Below are 21,771 nucleotides of genomic sequence, written 5' to 3'. Positions count from 1 at the left end.
CCCGATGAAGATCGGCGTCATCACCTTCCCCGGATCCCTCGACGACCGCGACGCCCAGCGCGCGGTCCGACTCGCCGGTGCCGAGCCCGTCGCGCTCTGGCACGGCGACCACGACCTGCAGGGCGTCGACGCCATCGTCCTCCCCGGCGGGTTCTCCTACGGTGACTACCTCCGCGCCGGCGCGATCGCGGCGAAGGCCCCGATCATGGCCGAGGTGATCGACGCCGCCGGCAAGGGCATGCCGGTGCTCGGCATCTGCAACGGCTTCCAGATGCTCGCCGAGGCCCGCCTCGTCCCCGGCGCGCACACGCGGAACGCCCATCAGCAGTTCATCCGCCGCGACCAGAAGCTCCGCGTCGAGACCACCGCGACCGCCTGGACGAGCGGCTTCACGGCCCAGCAGGAGATCACCATCCCGCTGAAGAACGCCGACGGCCGCTTCGTCGCGGACGCCGACACGATCAAGCGCATCGAGGACAACGGCCAGGTCGTGTTCCGCTACGTCGGCGTGAACCCGAACGGATCGATCGACGACATCGCCGGCGTCTCGAACGAGCGCGGCAACGTCGTGGGGCTCATGCCGCACCCCGAGCACGCGACGGAGCCCGGGTTCGGCCCGGACACCCCCGCGGCGATGGCCTCCGGCACGGACGGCCTCACCTTCTTCACCTCCGTGATCGAGTCGACGCTCGTCAAGTGACGACGGACACGACTCCAGTGACAGGGAACGACACCACCGTGACGACACACGTTCGCCCGAAGCCCGACACCGTCCAGGACGCCGCCGCGACGCCCGACAAGGAGCAGCCGTACGAGGCGCTCGGGCTCAAGGCCGACGAGTACGCCCGCATCAAGGAGATCCTCGGCCGTCGCCCCACCTCGGGCGAGCTGGCGATGTACTCCGTCATGTGGTCGGAGCACTGCTCGTACAAGTCGAGCAAGAACTACCTCCGCCAGTTCGGCAAGAAGGTCACGCCGGAGATGACGAAGAACCTCATGGTCGGCATGGGCGAGAACGCCGGTGTCGTCGACGTCGGGAACGGCTGGGCGGTCACCTTCAAGGTCGAGTCGCACAACCACCCGTCGTACGTGGAGCCCTACCAGGGCGCCGCGACCGGTGTCGGCGGCATCGTCCGCGACATCATCTCGATGGGGGCCCGCCCGGTCGCCGTGATGGACCAGCTCCGCTTCGGCGCGATCGAGCACGAGGACACGCAGCGTGTCGTGCACGGCGTGGTCGGCGGCATCTCGTTCTACGGCAACTGCCTCGGCCTGCCGAACATCGGCGGCGAGACCTACTTCGACCCGGTGTACCAGGGCAACCCGCTCGTCAACGCCCTCGCGGTCGGTGTCCTCCGGCACGAGGACCTCCACCTGGCGAACGCGTCCGGCGCCGGCAACAAGGTCGTGCTCTTCGGGGCACGCACCGGTGGCGACGGCATCGGCGGTGCGTCGATCCTCGCGTCCGACACCTTCACCGAGGGCGGCCCGACGAAGCGTCCGGCCGTGCAGGTCGGCGACCCCTTCGCCGAGAAGGTCCTGATCGAGTGCTGCCTCGAGCTGTTCCAGGAGGAGCTCGTCGAGGGCATCCAGGACCTCGGTGCGGCCGGCATCTCCTGCGCCACGTCGGAGCTCGCGAGCAACGGCGACGGCGGCATGCACATCTCGCTCGACGACGTGCTGCTCCGCGACCCCACGCTCACCGCCGAGGAGATCCTCATGTCGGAGAGCCAGGAGCGCATGATGGCGGTCGTGCGGCCCGAGAAGCTCGACGACTTCCTCGCGGTGGTCGGCAAGTGGGAGGTCGAGACCAGCGTCCTCGGCGAGGTCACCGGCACCGGCCGCCTGGTCATCGACTGGCAGGGTCAGGAGATCGTGAACGTCGACCCGCGCACGGTCGCCGTCGACGGTCCCGTGTACGACCGTCCCGTCGCCTACCCGACCTGGATCGACGCGCTCCAGACCGACACGGCCGCCTCGCTCGACCGCCCGGCGGACGGCCCCGCGCTCAAGGCGCAGTTCCTGCAGCTGCTCGGGTCGCCGAACCTCGCATCGAAGAGCTGGGTCACGAACCAGTACGACACGTACGTGCTCGGCAACACCGCGCTGTCCTTCCCCGACGACGGCGGCATGATCCGCGTCGACGAGGAGACCGGGCTCGGTGTGACGATCGCCACGGACGCGAACGGCCGCTACTGCCAGCTCGACCCGAAGCAGGGCGCCCGCCTGGCGCTGGCCGAGGCCTACCGCAACGTGGCCGTCACGGGCGCCGTCCCGGCCGCGGTCACGGACTGCCTCAACTTCGGCTCGCCGGAGAACCCCGAGGTCATGTGGCAGTTCTCCGAGGCCGTCGAGGGCCTGGCCGACGGCTGCATGGAGCTCGGCATCCCGGTCACCGGCGGCAACGTGTCGTTCTACAACCAGACGGGCACGACCCCGATCCACCCGACCCCCGTGGTCGGCGTGCTCGGGATCATCGACGACGTCGCCCTGCGCGTCCCGTCCGGCTGGCAGGACGACGGCCACAACATCTACCTGCTCGGCACCACCGCGCTCGAGCTCGACGGCTCCGCCTGGGCCGGCACGGTGCACGGGCACCTCGGTGGCCGTCCTCCGGCGGTGGACCTCGAGCAGGAGAAGGCCCTGGCCGACCTCCTGCACGCGGCATCGGGCGAGCAGCTGCTGACGAGTGCGCACGACCTCGCGGACGGCGGCCTCGGCCAGTCCCTCGCGGAGTCCGTGCTGCGCTTCGGCATCGGCGCGCGCGTCGTCCTGGACGAGCTCGAGACCCGTGACGGTGTGGACACCGCGACCGCGCTGTTCTCGGAGTCGACGGGCCGCGTCATCGTGACGGTCCGCCGTGAGGACGACGTCCGGTTCCAGGGCCTGTGCGACGGCCGCGGGTTCCCGGTCCTCCGCATCGGCGTGACCGACGCCGCGAGCGGGTCGCTCGAGGTCCAGGGGGCGTTCGAGGCCACCGTCGACGAGCTCCGCGGCACGCACGCGGCGACGCTCCCGGCGCGCTTCGGCGACGTGATCACCGAGGACGTCACCGAGGGCTACGTCGGTCGCGGTCCGCTCGACGACCGCGGGTCCTTCTCGCCCCGGACCGACTCCTGAGCGGGTCGTCCGCTGGCGCGCAGGCGTCGGCCGGCGTGATGACGACGGGCATCGCCTGATGCCCGTCGTCACCCTCCCGTTCCAGGAGCTCGTCGACCGATTCGGCCCGGTACCCGAGGGCGTCGAGCTCGCGGTGTGGGACGTCGAGCAGCCGTTCGACCGGCCGGACGAGGTCGCGATCACGCTCCTGCCGTTCTACTTCGCCGGACGCCACCGGTGGCAGTTCGTGCACGACCTGCCGAACCTCGCGCTGCTGCAGCTGCCGAGCGCGGGCTACGAGCACGCCGTCCCGCACGTCCCCGGGCACGCACTGCTCGCGAACGGTCGGGGCATCCACGACGACGAGACCGCCGAACTCGCGGTCGGCCTCGCGCTGACGAGCCTGCGGGAGCTCGGGGCGTTCCAGGCTGACCGGGCAGCCGGCGTCTGGGACTCCCGGACGACGCGGTCCCTCGCCGACCGACGCGTGACCGTCGTCGGGTACGGGGCGATCGGCTCGGCCATCGCGACCCGGTTCGAGGCGTTCCGCACCGAGGTCACGGTGGTGGCCCGGACGGCACGCGAGCAGGACGGCCGGCAGGTGCACTCCTTCGCGGAACTCCGCACCCTCGCGGCGACGACCGACGTGCTCGTGCTCATCACCCCGCTGACCGACGAGACCGCGGGGCTGGTCGACGCCGAGCTCCTCGCCGCACTGCCCGACGGCGCCCTCGTGGTGAACGTCGCGCGCGGCAAGGTGGTCGACACCGACGCCCTGGTCGCCGAACTGCGGTCCGGCAGGCTCTCGGCAGCGCTGGACGTCACCGACCCGGAGCCGCTCCCGGCCGGCCACCCGCTCTGGACGACGCCGAACACGGTGCTGACGCCGCACGTGGGCGGGAACACCGACCTCAGCGTGCCGCGCTCGATCGAGCTGGTGCGCCGGCAGGTGGCAGCCCTCGTGGAACGTCAGCCGTTCGAGAACGTCATCGAGCGCTGACTCCGGTCGTGCGCGCCGGTCAGTGGTTCGGCAGCGCCATCCCGAGGCTCGGTGCGACGTCCTCGAACCCGAGCGACCGGTAGAGCCGCTGGCCGGGCGGGTCCCCGACGAGGGTGACGTACGCGCCCTCCGGGGCCCGAGCCCTGATGTCCGCGACGAGCCACTCCACGACGGACCGGCCGATGCCGTGACGCTGGTGCGCCGGATCGGTCGCGATGTCGGCGATGTGGAAGTACCAGCCGCCGTCGCCGATCGCCCGTCCCATCGCGACGACGCTCCCGTCGGCGGCGACGACGTGGCAGGCGGTCCAGCTGCCCGCGATCGCTCCGGCGCCCTGTTCGGCGGTCTTCGGCGTCAGTCCGGAGTCACGGCGCAGCCGGAGGTAGTCGGCGAGCGGCGGCGGACCGCTGACGAGCGTGTAGGACGCATCCATGCGCCCAGTCTGGTCGATCCCGGTGACGCGCACCGTGCCTCCAGGCCGGCGCGGGGTCCGAGACTCGGCGCCCTCGCCCCGAGACTCGGCGCAGGCGACAGTTCTCGCGCTCCGAAGCGCGGATCCGGTCGCTCAGCCCGAGTCTCGCCGCCCGCGCAGCGGGGCGTGGGCGCGCCAGCGCCCGGCGCAGCCCGGCGCGCGGACCGCTCAGACCGGGACGATGCAGGCCGGCGTGCCGACCGCGATCTGCGCGACCGCAGTACCGGGCAGCCCGTCGGCGTCGAGCGGCAGGACCGCGATCGCGTCGGACATCTGGTTCGCGACGAGCAGGTACCCCGGCACGCGAGCGAAGTGTCGCGGCCAGACGCCTCCTGACGGTGCCGACCCGACGACCGACAGCCCGCCGGAAGAGGCATCGAGCACGACGATGAGGTCACGCCCGCGCACGGCGACGTGGACGCGGCCGTCGTCGTCGACCTCGATGTGGCTGAGGAGCGAGTCACCGACCTCCCCGTCGAAGGTCGGTTCCGACGCGACGACGACGAACGATCCCGACTCGTCACGACGGAGCCGGTGCACCGCACCGTCGAGCTCCCCCGCGACGATGAGGTCACCGTCGTACCAGGCCATGTGGCGCGGACCGACGCCCGGAGCGACGTGGTGGACCCGGACGAGGGCGAGGTCCGGGTCGGCGGTGACGCGGAACTCGTGGAGGGCGTCGCCCCCGAGGTCGGCGACGAGCACCGTGCCGTCCGGGGTGGCGACCGACTGGTGGGCGTGCGGGCCCTCCTGGCGGTCCTCGACGGGGCCCGTGACGTCCGGGAGGACCTCGGTGACGACCGCCGAGTCCGGCACGACGAGCCGATCCCCCGCACCGTGCGCCCCCAGCCGGTCCGCGGTGTCGGGCCCGCCGCGCCGGTCCGCGGTGTGTGCCCCGACCACGCCGTCGCTCGCGAGCACGGAGGCGGCGTGCGACTCGGCCTGCTCCAGGGAGACGGCCGTGACGGTGCCGGAGGTGTAGTTGGTGACGACGAGCGCGCCGGACGGGTCGACCCGCACGTGGCACGGCGCGTCGCCCCCGGCGGGGGCGTCCCACAGGTGCTCGAGGCCGGAGCCCGACCGGCGGAAGGCCGAGACACCGCCGTCCGCCGTCTCGGAGACGGCGTAGACCCGGTCACCGGAGACGGCGAGGAACGAGGGGTCGTCCATGACCGCGACCGTCGTGGCGACTCCGTCGTGCACGGCCGAGATGCCGGTGGCGTTCCCTCCGCCGGTGGCCGTGTAGGAGCCGACGAGCAGGTCGGGCAGGTCGGGCAGGTCGGGCAGGTCCGGCAGGTCCGGCAGCTCGGGCTGGCTCATTCGTCGCCGCCGGCGATGCGCTCGTGGTGGTGGATGACCTCCGCGACGATGAAGTTGAGGAACTTCTCGGCGAACGCGGGGTCGAGGTGGGCGTCGGCGGCGAGGGACCGCAGCCGCGACACCTGCACCTTCTCGCGAGCCGGGTCTGCGGCGGGCATCCCGGCGGAGGCCTTGAGGTACCCGACGCGCTGCGTGTACTTGAAGCGCTCGGCGAGCATGTGGATCACGGCGGCGTCGATGTTGTCGATGCTCTGCCGGATGCTCTGCAGCTCGGCGACCGCAGCCTGGTCGTACGCGGGCCTCTGGTCGTCGCTCATGACCCGAGCCTACTGGCCGTTTGCGCCCGTCCTCGCGTCGGTGACGGGACTGCCAGAATGGTGGGCATGACGGCCCTCCTCGTGATCTCGAGCGTGTTCGCAGTCCTCGCCGGACTCGTGCACGTGTACATCTTCTTCCTCGAGTCGATCGCGTGGACGAGCCCCCGTGTCCGCCGGATCTTCAGCGTCGAGACGGAGTCGGATGCCCTCGCGACCCGCTCGCTCGCGTTCAACCAGGGCTTCTACAACCTGTTCCTCGCGATCGGGGCGGTCCTCGGTGTCGTCCTGGTCGCGGCCGGGAACGGCGACGTCGGGTGGCCGATCACGGTGTTCGCGACGGCGTCGATGCTCGGTGCCGCCGTGGTGCTGCTCGGCACGGGTCGCCGCTACCTGCGCGCCGCGGTGGCGCAGGGCTCGCTGCCGTTCCTCGCCCTGCTCTTCGCGCTGCTCGGGTCGACCTTCGGCGGCTGACGCGCCGCGCGACGCGGCACGGTCCTTCCCATCACGGCCGTGGTGGACGGCGGAACCGGGCGGAGCTGATCGGAACGGGAAACGGGCAGAGCTGACCGGAACGAACGACCAGCTCCGCCCGGTTCGACCTGCTCCGCCCGTCCCAGCCGGGCGCGGAACGTCAGCCGAGCTTCGCCGCGAACTGCGACGGCAGCCTGTCGAGCGCCCACTCGATCGCGGCGGTCGTGCCGATCGAGAACGCGTTCGACACGTCCGTGTCCTGGAACACGATGTCGTGCCCGGCCTCGACCGACGGCACCTTCTGGAAGAGCTTGTTCGACGTCACCTCGGACGCGTCCACGAAGATCGGCAGGACGAGCGTGAGGTCGGCGTCGAGCAGGTCGAGGTTCTCGTCCGAGAGCTGCACCGAGAACTGCTTCCCGGCCTGCTGGTCGATCGCCTTCGGGACGGTGAACCCGAGGTTCTGCATGAACTGCGACCGGCTGTCCGACGAGGCGTACGCACCGAAGCCCTCGGACGAGTACGAGCCGACGACCGCGGTCTTGCCCGCGAACTCCGGGTGGGCCTTGCGCGCGGCGGCGTAGGCGTCGTCGAGGCCGGACAGGAGCTTCTTGCCCTCCGACTCCTTGCCGAGCGCCTTCGCGATCATCTCGACCTGCTGCTTCGTAGTCGTGAGGTAGTTCGCACCGCCCTTCGGCACCGCGACGGTCGGCGCGATCGCGGAGAGCTTCGCGTAGCGGTCCTCGTCACCCGAGCTCTTGACGTCGAGGATGAGGTCCGGCTTGAGCTTGATGATGTCCTCGTAGCTCGGCTCCAGCGTCTGGATGATCTTCGGCGACTTCGTGTAGGCACCCTTGAGCCACGGGCCGACCCCGTCGCCGCCGAACCCGAGCCAGTCGCTCGCGCCGACCGGCTGCACGCCGAGTTCGAGCGCCGTCTCGGCGTCGCCCCAGCCCAGCGCGACGACGCGCTTCGGCGCGGAGGGGATCTCGGTGGTGCCGAGTGCCGTGGTGATCGACACCGGGAACTGGCCGTCGGCCTTCGCGGACGACGAGGGGTCGCCGGTGGCGCCGGAACCGGAGGCGCACCCGGCGAGGACGAGGGAAGCTGCGACGACGGCGCCCGCGGCGGCGAGCACGCGGCGGAGTCGGGAAGGAGAGCGGGTCACGTAGGTAAGGCTACCCTAAGACTTCTGCGGGATCGGCCTGAGTACGCTGACGGGGTGCAGTACACCGACCCGCGCCGCTCCCACCTCGCGGTGCTCGGCTCCCCCATCGCGCACTCGCTCTCACCCACGCTGCACGCAGCGGCCTACGACGCGCTCGGGGTGCCGTTCACGTACGGGAGGCACGAGGTCACCTCCGACGGGCTCGCCGCGTTCGTCGCGGGGCTGGGTCCGGAGTGGCGCGGCCTGAGCCTGACGATGCCGCTGAAGCGCGAGGTGCTGCCCCTCCTCGACCGCACGACCCCGCTCGTCGACGAGCTCGGCGTCGCCAACACGGTCGCGTTCCGTACGGTCGGCGACCGGGTCGAGCTCGTCGGGGCGAACACCGACGTCGAGGGACTCGTGCGACCGGTCGAGGCCCTCGGACACCTCCCCGGCGAGGCCACGGTCCTCGGCGGCGGCGCGACCGCGGCGAGCGCCCTGACCGCATCGGTCCGACTCGGCGCCCGGCTCGTCCGGGTCTTCCTGCGTGATCCGGCCAAGTCCAGGAAGCTCGTCGACCTCGCCGTCCGGCTCGGGGTGACCCTCGAGGTGCGCCCTCTCGCGGAGCTGGCGGGCACGCACCACGGTTTCGTCCTGTCGACACTCCCCGGCGGGGCTGCCGACGAGCTGGAACTGCTCCCGTCCGGTCCGGACGCGGTGCTCTTCGACGTCGCCTACGAGCCGTGGCCGACCGCGGCCGCCACGCGCTGGGCGGACGCCGGCGGCCGGGTGCTCAACGGCCTGGACATGCTGACCGAGCAGGCGATCGGCCAGATCCGGTTCTTCCTGACGGGCGACCAGGACGCCCTGCTGCCCGACGAGGCCGCCGTGCGACGGGCGATGCGCAGCGCCGTCGGCCTCGAGCCGGTGATCAGCCCGCGCTGACGACCCCGTCGACGTAGGACCACCGACCGCCTTCGCGGACGAACGTGCTCGTCTCCTCGAGCACGCCGCGCTCGGTGTCGGAGCGCCACCACGCTCGGAAGGCCACGGTGCCCTCGGTGTCGAACGGGCCACCCGCTCGGGTGCCGATGACGTCGAGTCGGGTCCAGCGCTGCGCCGTGTCGAGCTCGAGCGACGTCGGGCGGGTGCTGTGGTGCCAGGTGGCGAGGAGGTACTCGGGGAGGCCGAGCGCGAACGCGGTGAACCGGGAGCGCATGAGGCGTTCGGCGGTCGGTGCGGGAGCGCCGGCGTGCAGGGGTCCGCAGCACTCGCCGTAGGGGTTGCCGCTCAGGCACGGGCAGCGGTCGGTGTCGGCGATCACCGGACGACGGTAGCGCGTGTAGGCAGGAGCGGTGTTCCGACTCGGCTGGCAGGTGTTCCGCGCTCGGCTGCCCGAGCTCGTCTCCGATCGTGATCGACGGCGGCTCGTGGTGGTGGCGTCGATCGTCGCGCCCGTGGTGTTCGTCGGGCTGGTCGTCGTGGTCGTGCTGACCGATGACGTTTCGGTCGCGTCGGTGGCCGCGTCGGCGGCGTACGCGGCCGCGGCGGGCGCCTTCTCGATGCTGTTCTGCCGGTTGGGCCCGAAGGGCTGGTCGATCCCGGCGGTGCCCTCGATCGGCTGGCGGACACAGGATGCCGTGGCGCGGTACTACCGGCGCAGCGCGCAGCCGGTCGCTCCGGAGCACCGTGACGCCGTGCTCGCGGGGATGGACGACGCACGTGACCGGATCGTCCGGACGACGTTCCAGAGTTCGTTCCTCCTGGCCTCCTGGCTGCTGGCAGTGGTCGCCGCGGTCCTGGTGGCCGTCTCCGGATCGAGTGTGCACGGTCCGGTCTTCCTGTGGGCTCCGCTGTGGCCGCTGCTCGCCGGCAGTTCCGGCGGTGTCGGAATCTGGACGCTCGGCAGGCAGGAGCAGCTGCGCGCAGAGGCGTCGGCGCTCCCACCCGTCCCGCCGGCAGCGCCGAAGCGCGGACGACCCGGTGGCCCGAGCGGGAGCAAGCTCGCGCTGCCGGGTGAGTGAGGTCAGTCCGTCGTCGCGGGCTCCGGCAGCGCGCGTGCCGCGAGCCGGGCGCGCTCGGTCCGGCCGAGGTCGGCGACGTACCCGACCAGCGAGCACCCGTACAGCACCACCCAGAACACCGGGAGCCAGTACTCGAACCCCGCGGAGCGGAACCCGACCACGGCGAAGGCGAGTGCACCGAGGAGCGGGGCCGCGCGGCCGATCAGTCCGGTGAGGCCGCGTCGGAGGAGCACCGCGTCGGCGAGCACGGCGTCGCGGTCGGACGGGTCGACGGGGACGGCCCGCCAGCCGAAGTACCGCTTCGTGGCCGGCCGGGCGGCGAGTCGCCAGTCGATCCGGACCTGTCGGCCGTTGATCGTCGCGGCCGGGTCGAGCGGGCGACGGGCCGGGACGCACCCGAGGACGAAGAGCCCGACGCCGAGCGCGAGCAGTGCGATCGCGACCACGCTGCGGACCGGACCGGTGTGGGTCCAGCCGAGCCGTGCCTCCAGGCCGACCATCGCGACCACGCTGATCACGACGGCCGCCGCGGCGATGCCGACCGCGCGCCGGACCCGCGCGGGGTCGAAGACGTCGCCCGCGTGGCGACGGAGGACGGAGCAGCCGAGTCGGAACACTCCTCGCGTTCTACCGGATGTCACCCGATCCCGCCACGAGGGGTACAGCGCTGTTCGAAGTCCACATGGCGCGGCGCGTAGGAACGGACGCATGCCCGCCACCGCGTTCTGCCTCCACGCCCTCGGCTCGAGTTCCGAGGAGTTCGCACTGCTGCACGACCGTCTGGAGGGCACGCTCGACCTCGTGGGCATCGACCTGCCCGGCTTCGGGACGAGCCCGGCCACCTCCGGCACGACGATCGAGGACATGGTCGAACTCGTCGAGCGGGCCATCGGACGCAGCGGGGCCACCGAGTGGGCGCTCGTCGGGCACTCGATGGGCGGCAAGATCGCCGCCGTGGTGGCCGACCGGACCGTGTCCGGCGCGAACGGCCTGTTCGGCCTCCGTGGCGTCGTGCTGCTGGCCGCGTCGCCTCGGTCACCGGAGCCGATGGGCGAGGACCGTCGGCGTTCGATGCTCGACTGGGTCGACTCCGGACACATCTCCACGGACCACGCCGGCGAGTTCGTGGAGGCGAACACCGCCGCGCCGCTCCCCCACGAGCGACTCCGGTCGGCGCTGCACGACGTCGAGCGCGCCGATCCGGAGGCCTGGCGCGCCTGGCTCGAACGCGGCAGCCGCGAGGACTGGTCCGACGACGTCACGAACCCGGTGCCCGCGCTCGTGCTCGCCGGAGCGGAGGACGGCGACCTCGGTCCGTCCGCCCAGCAGGAGCTCGTGCTCCCGCACTGGTCGAACGGGTCCCTCGACGTCGTTCCCGGCGCCGCGCACCTGCTGCCGTGGGAGCAGCCGGACGCCGTCGCCGACCGCATCCGACGGTTCTGGGAGCACCACGCGGACAACGGCCCCGTCGTGCCGGCCGACCACGCCCGGGTCATCGCCTCCCCTCGGGTGAGTGCGACGACGCGGGGTGCACTGGCCGTCCGGTCGCTCGCCGACGACCCGGACGCAGAGCCGCAGGCGCTCGACCGGCAGCAGCTCGCGACCCTCCGTGCGGTCGCGGCGGTCGTCGTGCCGCAGCCCGGTGACCGGACCGTCGACGTGGCGCTCCGGGTCGACGCGCAGCTCGCCGAGGGCGCCGGGGACGGGTGGCGTCCGGACGGACTCCCGACGGACGTCGAGGCCTACCGCGCTGCGCTCGACGAGCTCGCGGGTGCCGGCGCGGTGGACGCGACGCTCACGGCCGTCGAGGACGGGACGTACGAGCCGCGCGGGTCGCTCACCGTCGACCAACTCGCGGCGTGGGCCGAGGACGCCGCCGTGGACCTCGCGAAGCAGTGGCTCGCGCACCCGGCGACGATGGCGGCGATCGACTACGACGGCTACGCGAACGGCGGCGACGGCGTGCGGAAGCAGGGCTTCCAGCTGCTCGGGGCCGGGCAGCGCGAGGCATGGGAAGCAGGGGCGCCGGAAGCCGCCCCGACGACGGACGCGGAGGCAGCCCGATGAGACTCGACGGACAGCGGCACTGGGACGAGGACGAGGTCGTCGACGTGGTCGTCGTCGGCACGGGGGCCGGAGGGGCTCCCCTGACGGCAGCCCTCGCGCGGCGCGGCCTCTCGGTCGTCGCCCTCGAGGCCGGTCGCAACACGGAGCCCGGGGACCACACGCCGGACGAGGTGCTCGCCCCCGCGGACATCAACTGGATGGACGACCGCATCAGCGGTGGCGAAGTCCCGACCGCGTTCGGCCCGAACAACAGCGGGACCGGGGTCGGCGGCTCGACACTGCACTGGGGTGCCTTCACGCCGCGGCCGAGTCGGCACGACCTGCAGCTGCGCACCGAGTCCGGCGTCGGCGAGGACTGGCCGATCGACCACGACGAGCTGACCGGGTACATCGAGCACGTCGAGCACGACGTCGGCGTCGCCGGACCCGAGTACTACCCGTGGGACCCGTCGCGGCGGTACCGGATGCGACCGCCGGCGCGCAACGCGTCGTCGGACATGATGATGCGCGGCACCGCTGCGCTCGGCATCACCGCCACCGACGCACCCGTCGGCCTGACGACCGAGGACCGGCACCAGGAGCACCACGGCCTGCGCCAGGCCTGCGTCTCGTGCGGCTCGTGCCACCAGGGCTGCCGCAACGGGGCGAAGGTGTCGATGGACACGACCTACCTGCCCGCCGCCGTCGCCTTCGGTGCCGAGATCCGACCGGAGGCGTTCGTGCACGGCATCGAGCTCGACGCCCGCGGGCGGGTCGAGGCCGTCGTCTACCACCAGGGCGGTCGGGACCACCGGCAGCGCACTCGATCGCTCGTGCTCGCCGCCGGTGGCGTCGAGACCCCGCGACTGCTGCTCCACACCGGGCTCGCGAACTCCAGTGGCCAGGTCGGCCGGAACTTCACCGCGCACGGTGCGACCCAGGTCTGGGCGACGTTCGACGAGTCGATGCGCTCCTACCGCGGGTACCCGTCCTCGATCATCACGGAGGACTTCGTCCGGCCCGCCGACGCCGACTTCGCGGGTGGCTACCTCATCCAGAGCCTCGGCGTGCAGCCGCAGACCTTCGCCACGACCCTCGTGCGCGGCGGCGGGCTGCGCGGCAAGGCGCTCGTCGACGCGATGCGGGACTACCCGCGGATGGCCGGCGTCGGCATCAACGCCGAGTGCCTGCCGTCGGACCGCAACCGCCTGGAGTTGACCGACGAGCTCGACGCACACGGGGTCCCGCGGGTCCGCGTCACGTTCAGCGCCGGGGAGAACGAGGAGGCCATCGAGCGCCACTCGATCAGGACGATGACCGCGATCGTCGAGGCCGCGGGCGGCACGGACGTCCGGGTCCTCGCGCGCACCGCGCACACGATCGGGACCGCGCGGATGGGCACCGAGGCAGGGTCGTCGGTCGTGGACCGGGACGGCCGCTCGTGGGACGTGCCGAACCTGTGGGTGTGCGACAACTCGGTGTTCCCGAGCTCGGTCATCGCGAACCCGGCGCTGACCATCATGGCGCTGTCCCTGCGGACGGCGGACCGGATGCTCGCCGAGGCGCCGGACGGCAGCGGCGCGCGCGGGATGGCGGGCGCGCAGGCCTGAGGCGCGGCGGGGGCTCGGGCGCTCGTGTGCTCGCGTGCTCGTGCTCGTGCGCGTGCGCTCGTGCGTTCGTGCGCGTGCGCGTGTGCCGTGTGCGTGCGTGTGCGCGTGTGCGCGTGTGCGCGTGTGCGCGTGTGCGCGGGTGCCGTGCGCGCCTGTCGGCGGTGGCGGGCAGACTGGCGGCATGTGTGGAAGGTTCGTCGTCTCCGACACCACCGCCGACCTGCTCCCCGAGCTCGTCGGTGATCTCGCCGCGCGGACCGAGCACGTCGACGAAGACACCGGCGAGGTCCGCCCCGGCCTCGCCCCGAGCTGGAACGTCGCACCGACCGACCCCGTGTACGCGGTGCGCCAGCGTCACGGGCAGCGCGAGCTCCCGCAGATCAGCTGGGGGTTCGTGCCGAGCTGGGCGAAGGACTTCCAGAAGCAGCGGCCGAAGCCGATCAACGCCCGCATCGAGACCGTCGCGACGAGCGGCATGTTCAAGCGGGCGTTCGCCGCGAACCGGTGCATCGTCCCCGCGCAGGGCTACTACGAGTGGGTCGTGCGCGAGGACGGCAAGGAGCCGCACTTCGTCCACGAGCCCGGCGGTGCCCTCGCGATGGCCGGTGTGGTGAGCGCCTGGCCCGACCCGACGAAGCCCGAGGACGACCCGGACAAGTGGCGGCTGTCCCTCGCGATCATCACGCGCGACGCCCACGTCGCCCCGGGCGAGGTGCACGACCGCATGCCGGCGTTCCTCACGCCCGGCGGCTACGACGACTGGCTCGACGGGGGCCTCGGCACGGACGACCTGCTCGCCCTGCTCGACCACGAGTCGTTGGCGGTCGCTGCGGGGTTGGAGCAGTACGAGGTCTCCCGTGCCGTGAACAGCGTGCGGAACCAGGGGCCGCAGCTCATCGAGCCCGTGTGATCCCGGACGCGGGGGCGCTGACGCCAGCCACGCTGCACGCCCGTCGTCGGAGCTGCCGGACGCACGAACGCCCCGAACGGACGAGGTCCGGACGGGGCGCGGTGTGGTCGAGGCGCGCTGCGCTGCGGTCGGTCGTCAGCCCTGGACGACCGGGCGGAGCACCGACGGCAGCACGACGTGCAGGCGCTCGGCCAGCTTGGCCTGCGCGACCTCGAGCGACCGGAAGTCACCGACGTACGCGCCGAAGGTGTCCGCGACGAAGTAGTGCGCACCCTGCCGGTCGACCGTGCCGCCGTAGTAGCCGGCGTAGTCAGCGACCCACAGGCCCTCGTCGGCGACGTTCCAGGACACCGTTGCCCGGACCGGCTCGGTCGCGATGACCTGCGCCTCGATCTCGACGATGACCTCGATCGTCTCGGTGTCCAGGGTCACCTCGGCCTGCGGGCGGTGGGTGACGGTGGTGCTCATGGTGCTCCTTCGGGTGGTGCTGCGATGCAGGTGCTGCTGGCGGTACGGGACGTGCTGGCGGTACGGGACGTGCTGGCGGTACGGGTGCTGCTGGCGGTACGGGTGCTGCTGGCGGTGCGGGGCGTGCTGGTGGTAAGGGTGCTGCCGGCCGCAGCGGTGCTCGTGACGGGTCGCGTCACTCCACGGGACGGATCACCGGGGGGAGCATGACGTGGAGCTGGTCGGCGAGGCGGCCCTGCGCCTCCTCGAGCGAGGCGAAGTCGCCCACGACGAGGCCGAACGTGTCCGAGGCGACGTACCGGCCGTCGCGCTTGTCGACCGAGCCGCCGAAGTAGCCGCCGTAGGTCGCCACCCACTCGCCGTCGTCCTCCTGCGACCAGGTGAGCTTGGCGCGCGCCGGGCGACCGTGCACGGCGGCGTCCGCCTCGAGGATGGCGATCGTGTCCACGGTGTCCGTGTCGAGCGTGACCTCGGCCCGAGAGTCGGTCTGGACAGTGGTGCTCATGTCGTGCTCCTTCGCGTTCCGGGGTACATGTGCTGACACCAGAACGCTACGGGGAGCGAGGGGCCACTCGCCAGCCAGCCCCGTCGATTCACGGGTTCCGTCAATGCGGTCCATCGCCGAAGCCCGGATTTCCGGGGGGCGACGACGGCACTTCGGGGTACACGTCCCCCGATGGGGTACTCGTTCCGCGGATGAACTGCTTTCGGGGTACGCGCGAGACTCGCCCCCGTGCCGCCGAGACTCGCCGTCGTGCCGCCGAGACTCGCCCCCGTGCCGCCGAGACTCGCCGTCAGCGACATCTCTCGTGACGGTCGCCGCGAGCCATGTCGCTCACGACGAGACTCGCGCCACGCGCCCAACCAGCCCGCAGCACGCGGGCCGCAGCCCGCAGCCCGCAGCCCGCGCCGTCAGCGCACCGCGCGCATTGCGTCCGCGATCACCGTGACCGCGGCGTCGATCTCGTCCGCGACCCGCGCGTGCGTGGCGGCCGAGCGCCGGTAGGGGTCGTCGACATCGTCGTCGGCCGGGTCCGCCGGCGGCGCCACGGTCCCCCGGAGCCGCGCGACCGTCTCGACGAGCTCCTCGGGCGTCGAGACCCCGGCGAGGTCACCGGGCTCGAGCCCGTCGAGCACCCGCGCGAACTGCTTGATCGTGAACGCCCGCTTCGTGGCACGCGGCGCCAGCGAGACGACGGCGGCCCGGTGCGAGCGCTCGGCGGTGAGCACGAGGTCGGCGGACTCGACGATCTCCGGCGTCAGGTACCGCGAACGGTGCGACGCCGCGTCGCCGCCGAGTCGGCGCGACTGTTCGGCAGCGGCACCGTCCATGGGGGCGCCGTCATCGGCGATGGTGCCCGCCGACTCGACCTCGAACGCCGGAGCGTCCGGGCCGAGCCGGGCGACGAGTACCTGTGCTCCGAGCGGCGACCGGCAGATGTTGCCACTGCAGACGAACAGGACCCGCATGCTCAGACGGCGCCGAGCAGGTCGTGCCGCACGACGATCGCGTCACGGCCGGGGCCGACCCCGATCGCCGAGATCCGCGCGCCCGACATCGCTTCAACCGCCAGGACGTACGACTGGGCGTTCGCCGGCAGGTCCTCGAACGACCGGGCACCGGTGATGTCCTCGGTCCAGCCGGGGAACTCCTCGTAGATCGGCTTCGCGTGGTGGAAGTCCGATTGGTTCACGGGGACCTCGTCCACGCGCTCCCCGTCGACCTCGTACGCGACGCACACCGGGATGGTCTCCAGGCCGGTGAGCACGTCGAGCTTCGTCAGCACGAAGTCGGTCACGCCGTTGATGCGCGCCGTGTACCGGGCGATCGGGGCGTCGTACCAACCGCAGCGACGCGGGCGGCCGGTGGTCGTGCCGAACTCGAAGCCGTTGGCGCGGAGGAACTCCCCCGACTCGTCGAACAGCTCGGTCGGGAACGGCCCGGCGCCGACGCGGGTCGTGTAGGCCTTGACGATGCCGATGATCCGCTCGAGCTTGCCCGGGCCGATGCCGGAGCCCGTCGCGGCACCACCGGCCGTCGCGGACGAGGACGTCACGAACGGGTAGGTGCCGTGGTCGACGTCGAGCATGGTCGCCTGGCCGGCCTCGAACAACACGGTGTCGCCGCGCTCGAGTGCGCGGTGGATCTCGAGGGCGGTGTCCGCGACCATCGGGCGGAGCCGGTCCGCGAAGGACAGGAGCGACTCGACGACCTCGTCCGCGTCGATCGCCCGGCGGTTGAAGACCTTCACGAGCAGGTGGTTCTTCTGGTCGAGGGCCGCCTCGACCTTCTGCCGCAGGATGTTCTCGTCGAAGATGTCCTGGATGCGGATGCCGACGCGGTTGATCTTGTCGGCGTAGGTCGGGCCGATGCCGCGACCGGTGGTGCCGATCTGGCGCTTGCCGAGGAACCGCTCGGTCACCTTGTCGATGGTGCGGTGGTAGTGCGTGATGACGTGCGCGTTCGCGGACACGAGCAGCCTCGACGTGTCGACGCCGCGGGCGCGGAGCGCGTCGAGCTCCTGGAACAGCACCTCGAGGTCGACGACGACGCCGTTGCCGATGATCGGGGTGACGCCGGGCGTGAGGATGCCGGACGGCAGCAGGTGGAGCGCGTACTTCTCGCCGCCGACGACGACCGTGTGGCCGGCGTTGTTCCCGCCGTTGAACTTGACGACGTAGTCGATGCGGGCCCCGAGGAGGTCGGTGGCCTTCCCCTTGCCCTCGTCGCCCCACTGGGCGCCGATGATGACTGCTGCGGGCATCTGGTTCTCCTCACGTTGGCGGAGGACCGCACGCGGCCGTTCCTGCCGGTGGTCCACCCGAGTCTATCGGCTGGTCACCTGCCCGCCACCGTCCGGACAGACGGACGGGAGGCGCGGTGCCACCTGGCACCGCGCCTCCCGTTGGTTGCACGGTCGCGCCCGAATCGCGACCGCTGCCGCAGCGTCAGCTGCGGAAGAAGTCCGCGTAGGCGGGATCCCCGACCGGCTGGCTGTGGCCCGGCTCGCGGAGCCGTTCCTCGACCATGGCCTGGATCACGTCGGGCGGGGTGAGTCCCCGTCGACGCCACTCCATGGGGTTCGCCCGGAGCTGCTTGATCTCGCTCTGCGTTCGCATGCGATCACCATCCCAGAGAACAACTAGTTTGTCTAACTACCTGTCCCGTCAGCGCACTCCGGGCGAACCGTCCGACTACTTCGTGACCTTCGCGGTCGGCTTCGAGGTGGAAGATCCGTCGACGTACCCCTTGGCCTTGGCGTACACGCGCACCGTCAGCGTCGAGCCGACGTCGGCCGAGGCGACCTTGTAGCTCGACGCGGTCGCCTTCCCGATGGCCTTCCCGTTCCGGAACCACTGGTACTGGTACGTGACGCCCTTCGCGTCCCAGGTGCCGTGGGCCGCGGTCAGGCGCTGCCCGACCTTGGCCTTGCCGCTGATCGTGACGCTGCTGCCCTTCACGAGCGTCAGCTTCGGCACGACCTTCGTGGCGACGACCTGGGCCTGCTTGCCGACCCCGTTGTCGAGGTGCAGGAGCAGGACCTGGGCGTCGGTCACACCGGCGGCACGGGTCACCTGGAGGGAGCCCTGGTCGGCGAAGAGCGTCCCACCGGTGCCGCCCTGCGCGAAGGTGAGCGCGGGCTTCGCGACGTCGAACGTCGTCGGCTCGGTCACGTCCACCACGGACGAGCCGGTCGTCGCGGCACCCGGCGCGTACGCCGACTCCGTCTCGACCCGGTAGGTGAGCTTGCCGGTCGCACCGATCAGGGAGGCCGTCACCGGCAGCACCTTGACGGAGCTGTCGAAGGTGTTGACGTCCTGACCGGGCGCGCCGCCGTTCAGCGGGTAGGCGTCGACCACGGGGTCGACGTCCGGGTCGTCGGACGCGGCCTTGGCGAGGTCGATCGTCGTGACGAAGGTGGCGTCGACCGCGGAGGACTTGGCGTCGTAGACCAGGAAGTCGTCCGTGCCGTCACCGTCCACGTCGATGTACACCTCGACGTTGGTCACGGCGCCGGGGTTGGCGTCGGGACCGGCCGTCTGCACACCGAACGACAGGACGTCCGAGGCCTTGTCGTAGCTGGCGCCGTAGGAGCGCACGTCGGCAGCCTGGAGCGACTGCTTCGCCGACCCGTCCGGGAACGACTCCGCAGCGTCCGTGCCGCCGAGCACGAACGGCGCGACGGCCGCGTGGTACCCGGTGGTGAGGCCGCCCTGGTCGAGCGTGCGCCCGGTCAGCTCGACGTCCGCGACACGGGTCTTCGTGAAGGTCGCCGTGTGGCCCTTGACGTAGCTCGTCGGCTTCGGCGCCGCGTAGGTGCCGACGCGCAGCGCGTCGAGCGACGAGTCGGTCGGGGTGAACGTCACGAGCCCGGTCGCCGCGGCGACGAACTCGCGCTGGTAGCCCAGCTGGACGGCCTCCTGCGTGGGGTCGATCACCCGGCGGAGCTTCGTCGGGTCGGCGACCGTCATCGTCAGGTCGACGACGGCACCGCCACCGGCACGGACGGTGACGCGCTTCGTGCTGAGCGAGAACGCGACGCCGGGCTGTGCCACGCGCGACTGGTAGGCCACGTCGTAGGTGTGCGCCACGGAGTCCGTGTTCTCGATCAGCAGCGACCGCTTCTCGGACGTGCTGGCCGCGACCTCGACGACACCGAACGAGGCGGTGACGAGCTGGCCGTTCTGCACGCTCCGGACCGTCGTGTCGGCGTTGACCGCCTGCAGCGCGTCGACCCTGCCGGTGCCCTGGCGGAGCAGGGTCGCCGTGGTGGAGCCGTCCTTGACGTCGTGCGTCGCGGTGTTCATCAGCGCTGCCTTGACGTCCGGTGCCGACCAGGTCGGGTGCGCCTCGAACGTGAGCGCCGCGATGCCCGCGACGTCCGGGGTCGCCATGGACGTGCCGCTCATCGACATGCGCCCGTCACCGGTGCCGTTGGCGGCCGAGATGACGTTGACGCCAGGGCCCGCGATGTCCGGCTTGACGATGTCACCGAAGGAACCGTGGACACCCCGGCTGGTGAACGACGCGAGCGTGTTCACGGCCTCGGGGTCGGTGGCGAGTTCGAAGCCCTCGAGCTCGTCCGCGAAGCGCACGTGCAGGGTCCCCGCCTTCGCGGCGGCCTGGAGGCCCGTGACGCTGTCCTTGGTCAGCTCGGCTCCCGGGATGGTCGCGTTCCCGGCGATGCCCGAGTCGAAGGTGTTGACCGTGCCCGCGAGCAGCACGCCGGCGCCGCCTGCGGCGGCGACGTTGTCGAAGCGGGTCTTCGACCCGCACTCGAGCGCGCCGTCGGTCCACTTCAGCCACGCCACCTTGCCGGCGATCGCCGCGGCGTCCGCCCCGGTGAAGGGCTTGCAGCCGTCGATGTCCGTGGTCGGGACGGCGACGTCGCCCTCGACCGGGAGCGTGCCCTGGTAGTCCTGCGAGTACTGCCCGCGCCAGGTCTTCGCGACGTCGCTCGGGGCCGTGGCCTCGACGCCGTCGTAGAGGGACTGGCCGGTCGCGCTCGCGGCGACGGTCAGCGCACCCTCGGCGGTCCCCGGGGAACCACCGATGTCGGTGAAGTCGTCGGCGTTGCCGGAGGCGATCACCGGGAGGACACCGCGGGCGGTGAGGGCGTCGATCTTGGCGTTGTCGGGGTCGTCCGGCGCACCGTAGTCGGAGCCGAGCGAGAGGTTCAGGACGTTGATGTCCTTGCCCTCGGTGAGCGCCTGGCCGACCCAGTCGAGCGCGGCACCGGTGAGGTCGGTCGAACCGCCGCCGTCACCGAACACCTTCAGGGCGTAGAGGCCCGCCTCGGGCGCGGTGCCGGGGCCGACCCACATGTCCTGGACCTGCTGGGCGGTGAGCTTCGTGTAGTCGCCGTCGAAGGTCTGCTTGTCGGCGGTGAGACCGTACCCGGCGACGGTGCCGGAGACGTGCGTCCCGTGGTCGCCGCCCTTGCCGTCGATGGGGTTGTCGTCCGGCTCGGGGACCGGCTGGTAGCTGTCCGGGTCGCTCGGGTCCGCGTTGTAGGTCGGGCCGGCGAAGTCGTACCCGCCGAGGAACTTCTGCGGGTCGTACGAGCCGTCGGCCGGCGCCGCGGTCGAGTCGAGCGCGGCCTGGTAGGCCTCGGCCGTGCCGGGGCCGCCGAAGTCGGCCTGCGTGTAGTCGAGTCCGGTGTCGAGCACCGCGACGTTGACGCCCTTGCCCGTGTGGCCGGTCTGCGTCCAGGCGTTGAGCGCCCGGGTGTAGACGTCGCTCGCGGCGTTCTTCGGCGCGACGCCGTCGGCACCGGCCTTGGCCGTGCTCGGGTCGACGCCGGAGGGCGCGGCCGAGGCGTCGGCGTTGACGGTCGGCTCGACGATCTTCTTCGGCGTGAGCGGGATGATGCTCTCGACGTCGGAGCGCTTCGCGATCTCCTGGAGGGCCGCGACGTCCGCGACGACGGCGACACCGGGGACGGTGTACTCGGTCGTGTACAGCTCGGTCGAGCGCTTGTCGGCCTTCTGCACGGCGGCGCGCACGGCCTCGGTCGTCGACTTGATCGCCTGCACGCGCTGCTTCGCCTGTGCGGACGGGGCCTTCGAGCGGGTGAGGTCCCCGCCCTTCGCCTGGGCGTCGACCTCGAGCGCGCCCTTGCCGGTCGTCCGCACGAACGCGGTGACCGTCTTGGTGGGCTTGGCGTCACGCAGCGGCTGCGCGAGCTTCAGCCCGGGGATGGACACGCCGGTGTGGCTGGCGGGCGCGGCGACTGCTGCGCCGCCGACCGCGAGCCCACCGCACGCCAGGGCCGCGGCGGCGATGCCGGCGGTCAGGACGCGGGTGAGTCGGCGTGGTGTCGGGTCGGGGTTCGGTGTTGCACGGTTCAAAGGGCGCACTCCTGGCTCTGTCCGTGGTTCTCGTG

21 protein-coding genes are annotated in these 21,771 nt (G+C 72.0%); 9 read left to right on the top strand and 12 right to left on the bottom strand.

All coding sequences use genetic code 11. The features are described from left to right. Positions 1–4 precede the first annotated feature (4 nt). From purQ to IEY20_RS11785, 3 genes are read left to right on the top strand one after another with little or no spacing between them, the layout of a single operon-like run. Entirely contained in the window at positions 5–700 is a 696-nt protein-coding gene (purQ, locus tag IEY20_RS11795; protein ID WP_022904800.1) for a phosphoribosylformylglycinamidine synthase subunit PurQ, read from the top strand. Between the two features lie 17 nt (positions 701–717). Next, on the top strand, positions 718–3,120 hold the full coding sequence (gene purL, locus IEY20_RS11790; protein ID WP_175328896.1) for a phosphoribosylformylglycinamidine synthase subunit PurL: 2,403 nt from the start codon (positions 718–720) through the stop codon (positions 3,118–3,120). A gap of 58 nt (positions 3,121–3,178) precedes the next feature. Then, positions 3,179–4,099: a 2-hydroxyacid dehydrogenase gene (locus tag IEY20_RS11785; protein ID WP_175328756.1), complete on the top strand. Its 921-nt coding sequence runs from the start codon at positions 3,179–3,181 to the stop codon at positions 4,097–4,099. Positions 4,100–4,118: 19 nt separating this feature from the next. Here IEY20_RS11785 and IEY20_RS11780 read toward each other — a convergent pair whose 3' ends face one another. From IEY20_RS11780 to IEY20_RS11770, 3 genes are all read right to left on the bottom strand, one after another. Continuing rightward, the gene (locus tag IEY20_RS11780) at positions 4,119–4,532 is read right to left on the bottom strand and encodes a GNAT family N-acetyltransferase (RefSeq protein WP_175328757.1); all 414 of its coding nucleotides are present in this window, start codon (positions 4,530–4,532) and stop codon (positions 4,119–4,121) included. 207 nt (positions 4,533–4,739) lie between these two features. Continuing rightward, the gene (locus IEY20_RS11775; protein ID WP_175328758.1) at positions 4,740–5,891 is read right to left on the bottom strand and encodes a lactonase family protein; all 1,152 of its coding nucleotides are present in this window, start codon (positions 5,889–5,891) and stop codon (positions 4,740–4,742) included. After that, positions 5,888–6,208: a chorismate mutase gene (locus tag IEY20_RS11770; protein ID WP_175328759.1), complete on the bottom strand. Its 321-nt coding sequence runs from the start codon at positions 6,206–6,208 to the stop codon at positions 5,888–5,890. Before IEY20_RS11770 ends, IEY20_RS11775 begins: the two co-directional genes overlap by 4 nt. Before the next feature lie 66 nt (positions 6,209–6,274). On the opposite strand from IEY20_RS11770, the gene IEY20_RS11765 reads away from it, so the two are divergent. Beyond that, complete coding sequence (locus IEY20_RS11765; protein WP_175328760.1) at positions 6,275–6,679, top strand: DUF1304 domain-containing protein; 405 nt, start codon at positions 6,275–6,277, stop codon at positions 6,677–6,679. 160 nt (positions 6,680–6,839) lie between these two features. Here the strand turns inward: IEY20_RS11765 and IEY20_RS11760 are convergent, their stop codons facing one another. Continuing rightward, positions 6,840–7,847 carry an iron-siderophore ABC transporter substrate-binding protein gene (locus tag IEY20_RS11760; protein WP_229728022.1) on the bottom strand — a complete coding sequence of 336 codons (1,008 nt, stop codon included), beginning with the start codon at positions 7,845–7,847 and terminating at the stop codon, positions 6,840–6,842. Between the two features lie 54 nt (positions 7,848–7,901). On the opposite strand from IEY20_RS11760, the gene IEY20_RS11755 reads away from it, so the two are divergent. Next, positions 7,902–8,771 carry a shikimate dehydrogenase family protein gene (locus IEY20_RS11755; RefSeq protein ID WP_175328761.1) on the top strand — a complete coding sequence of 290 codons (870 nt, stop codon included), beginning with the start codon at positions 7,902–7,904 and terminating at the stop codon, positions 8,769–8,771. Here IEY20_RS11755 and IEY20_RS11750 read toward each other — a convergent pair. Continuing rightward, entirely contained in the window at positions 8,758–9,150 is a 393-nt protein-coding gene (locus tag IEY20_RS11750) for a YchJ family protein (RefSeq protein WP_022904321.1), read from the bottom strand. The genes IEY20_RS11755 and IEY20_RS11750 overlap by 14 nt on opposite strands. A gap of 31 nt (positions 9,151–9,181) precedes the next feature. Here IEY20_RS11750 and IEY20_RS11745 point away from each other — a divergent pair, with 31 nt between their 5' ends. After that, positions 9,182–9,850, top strand: coding sequence for a hypothetical protein (locus IEY20_RS11745; RefSeq protein WP_175328762.1), 669 nt, complete (start codon positions 9,182–9,184; stop codon positions 9,848–9,850). 2 nt (positions 9,851–9,852) lie between these two features. On the opposite strand, the gene IEY20_RS11740 is transcribed toward IEY20_RS11745, so the two are convergent. Further along, positions 9,853–10,467 carry a hypothetical protein gene (locus tag IEY20_RS11740; protein ID WP_175328763.1) on the bottom strand — a complete coding sequence of 205 codons (615 nt, stop codon included), beginning with the start codon at positions 10,465–10,467 and terminating at the stop codon, positions 9,853–9,855. A gap of 91 nt (positions 10,468–10,558) precedes the next feature. Between IEY20_RS11740 and IEY20_RS11735 the strand changes: the two genes are divergently transcribed. From IEY20_RS11735 to IEY20_RS11725, 3 genes are all read left to right on the top strand, one after another. Continuing rightward, positions 10,559–11,917, top strand: a complete 1,359-nt coding sequence (locus IEY20_RS11735) for an alpha/beta hydrolase (protein ID WP_188889157.1) — start codon at positions 10,559–10,561, stop codon at positions 11,915–11,917. After that, positions 11,914–13,506: a GMC family oxidoreductase gene (locus IEY20_RS11730; RefSeq protein ID WP_188889155.1), complete on the top strand. Its 1,593-nt coding sequence runs from the start codon at positions 11,914–11,916 to the stop codon at positions 13,504–13,506. The genes IEY20_RS11735 and IEY20_RS11730 overlap by 4 nt, the downstream gene beginning before the upstream one ends. Positions 13,507–13,687: 181 nt before the next feature. After that, positions 13,688–14,416, top strand: a complete 729-nt coding sequence (locus IEY20_RS11725; protein ID WP_175328766.1) for an SOS response-associated peptidase — start codon at positions 13,688–13,690, stop codon at positions 14,414–14,416. A 135-nt stretch (positions 14,417–14,551) separates the two neighbouring features. On the opposite strand, the gene IEY20_RS11720 is transcribed toward IEY20_RS11725, so the two are convergent. From IEY20_RS11720 to IEY20_RS11695, 6 genes are all read right to left on the bottom strand, one after another. Continuing rightward, on the bottom strand, positions 14,552–14,884 hold the full coding sequence (locus IEY20_RS11720) for a hypothetical protein (protein ID WP_175328767.1): 333 nt from the start codon (positions 14,882–14,884) through the stop codon (positions 14,552–14,554). A 175-nt stretch (positions 14,885–15,059) separates the two neighbouring features. Further along, on the bottom strand, positions 15,060–15,389 hold the full coding sequence (locus tag IEY20_RS11715; RefSeq protein ID WP_022904328.1) for a hypothetical protein: 330 nt from the start codon (positions 15,387–15,389) through the stop codon (positions 15,060–15,062). Between the two features lie 407 nt (positions 15,390–15,796). Beyond that, on the bottom strand, positions 15,797–16,354 hold the full coding sequence (locus IEY20_RS11710) for an arsenate reductase/protein-tyrosine-phosphatase family protein (RefSeq protein WP_175328768.1): 558 nt from the start codon (positions 16,352–16,354) through the stop codon (positions 15,797–15,799). A 2-nt stretch (positions 16,355–16,356) separates the two neighbouring features. After that, positions 16,357–17,649 carry an adenylosuccinate synthase gene (locus tag IEY20_RS11705; protein WP_175328769.1) on the bottom strand — a complete coding sequence of 431 codons (1,293 nt, stop codon included), beginning with the start codon at positions 17,647–17,649 and terminating at the stop codon, positions 16,357–16,359. 184 nt (positions 17,650–17,833) lie between these two features. Further along, positions 17,834–18,004: a hypothetical protein gene (locus IEY20_RS11700; protein WP_022904330.1), complete on the bottom strand. Its 171-nt coding sequence runs from the start codon at positions 18,002–18,004 to the stop codon at positions 17,834–17,836. Between the two features lie 75 nt (positions 18,005–18,079). Then, positions 18,080–21,736: a S8 family peptidase gene (locus IEY20_RS11695; protein ID WP_175328770.1), complete on the bottom strand. Its 3,657-nt coding sequence runs from the start codon at positions 21,734–21,736 to the stop codon at positions 18,080–18,082. Between the last annotated feature and the right edge of the window lie 35 nt (positions 21,737–21,771).

The sequence above is a fragment of the Curtobacterium luteum genome, from assembly GCF_014646995.1.
GTDB lineage: Bacteria > Actinomycetota > Actinomycetes > Actinomycetales > Microbacteriaceae > Curtobacterium > Curtobacterium luteum.
This window is presented reverse-complemented; position numbering and strand designations above follow the sequence as displayed.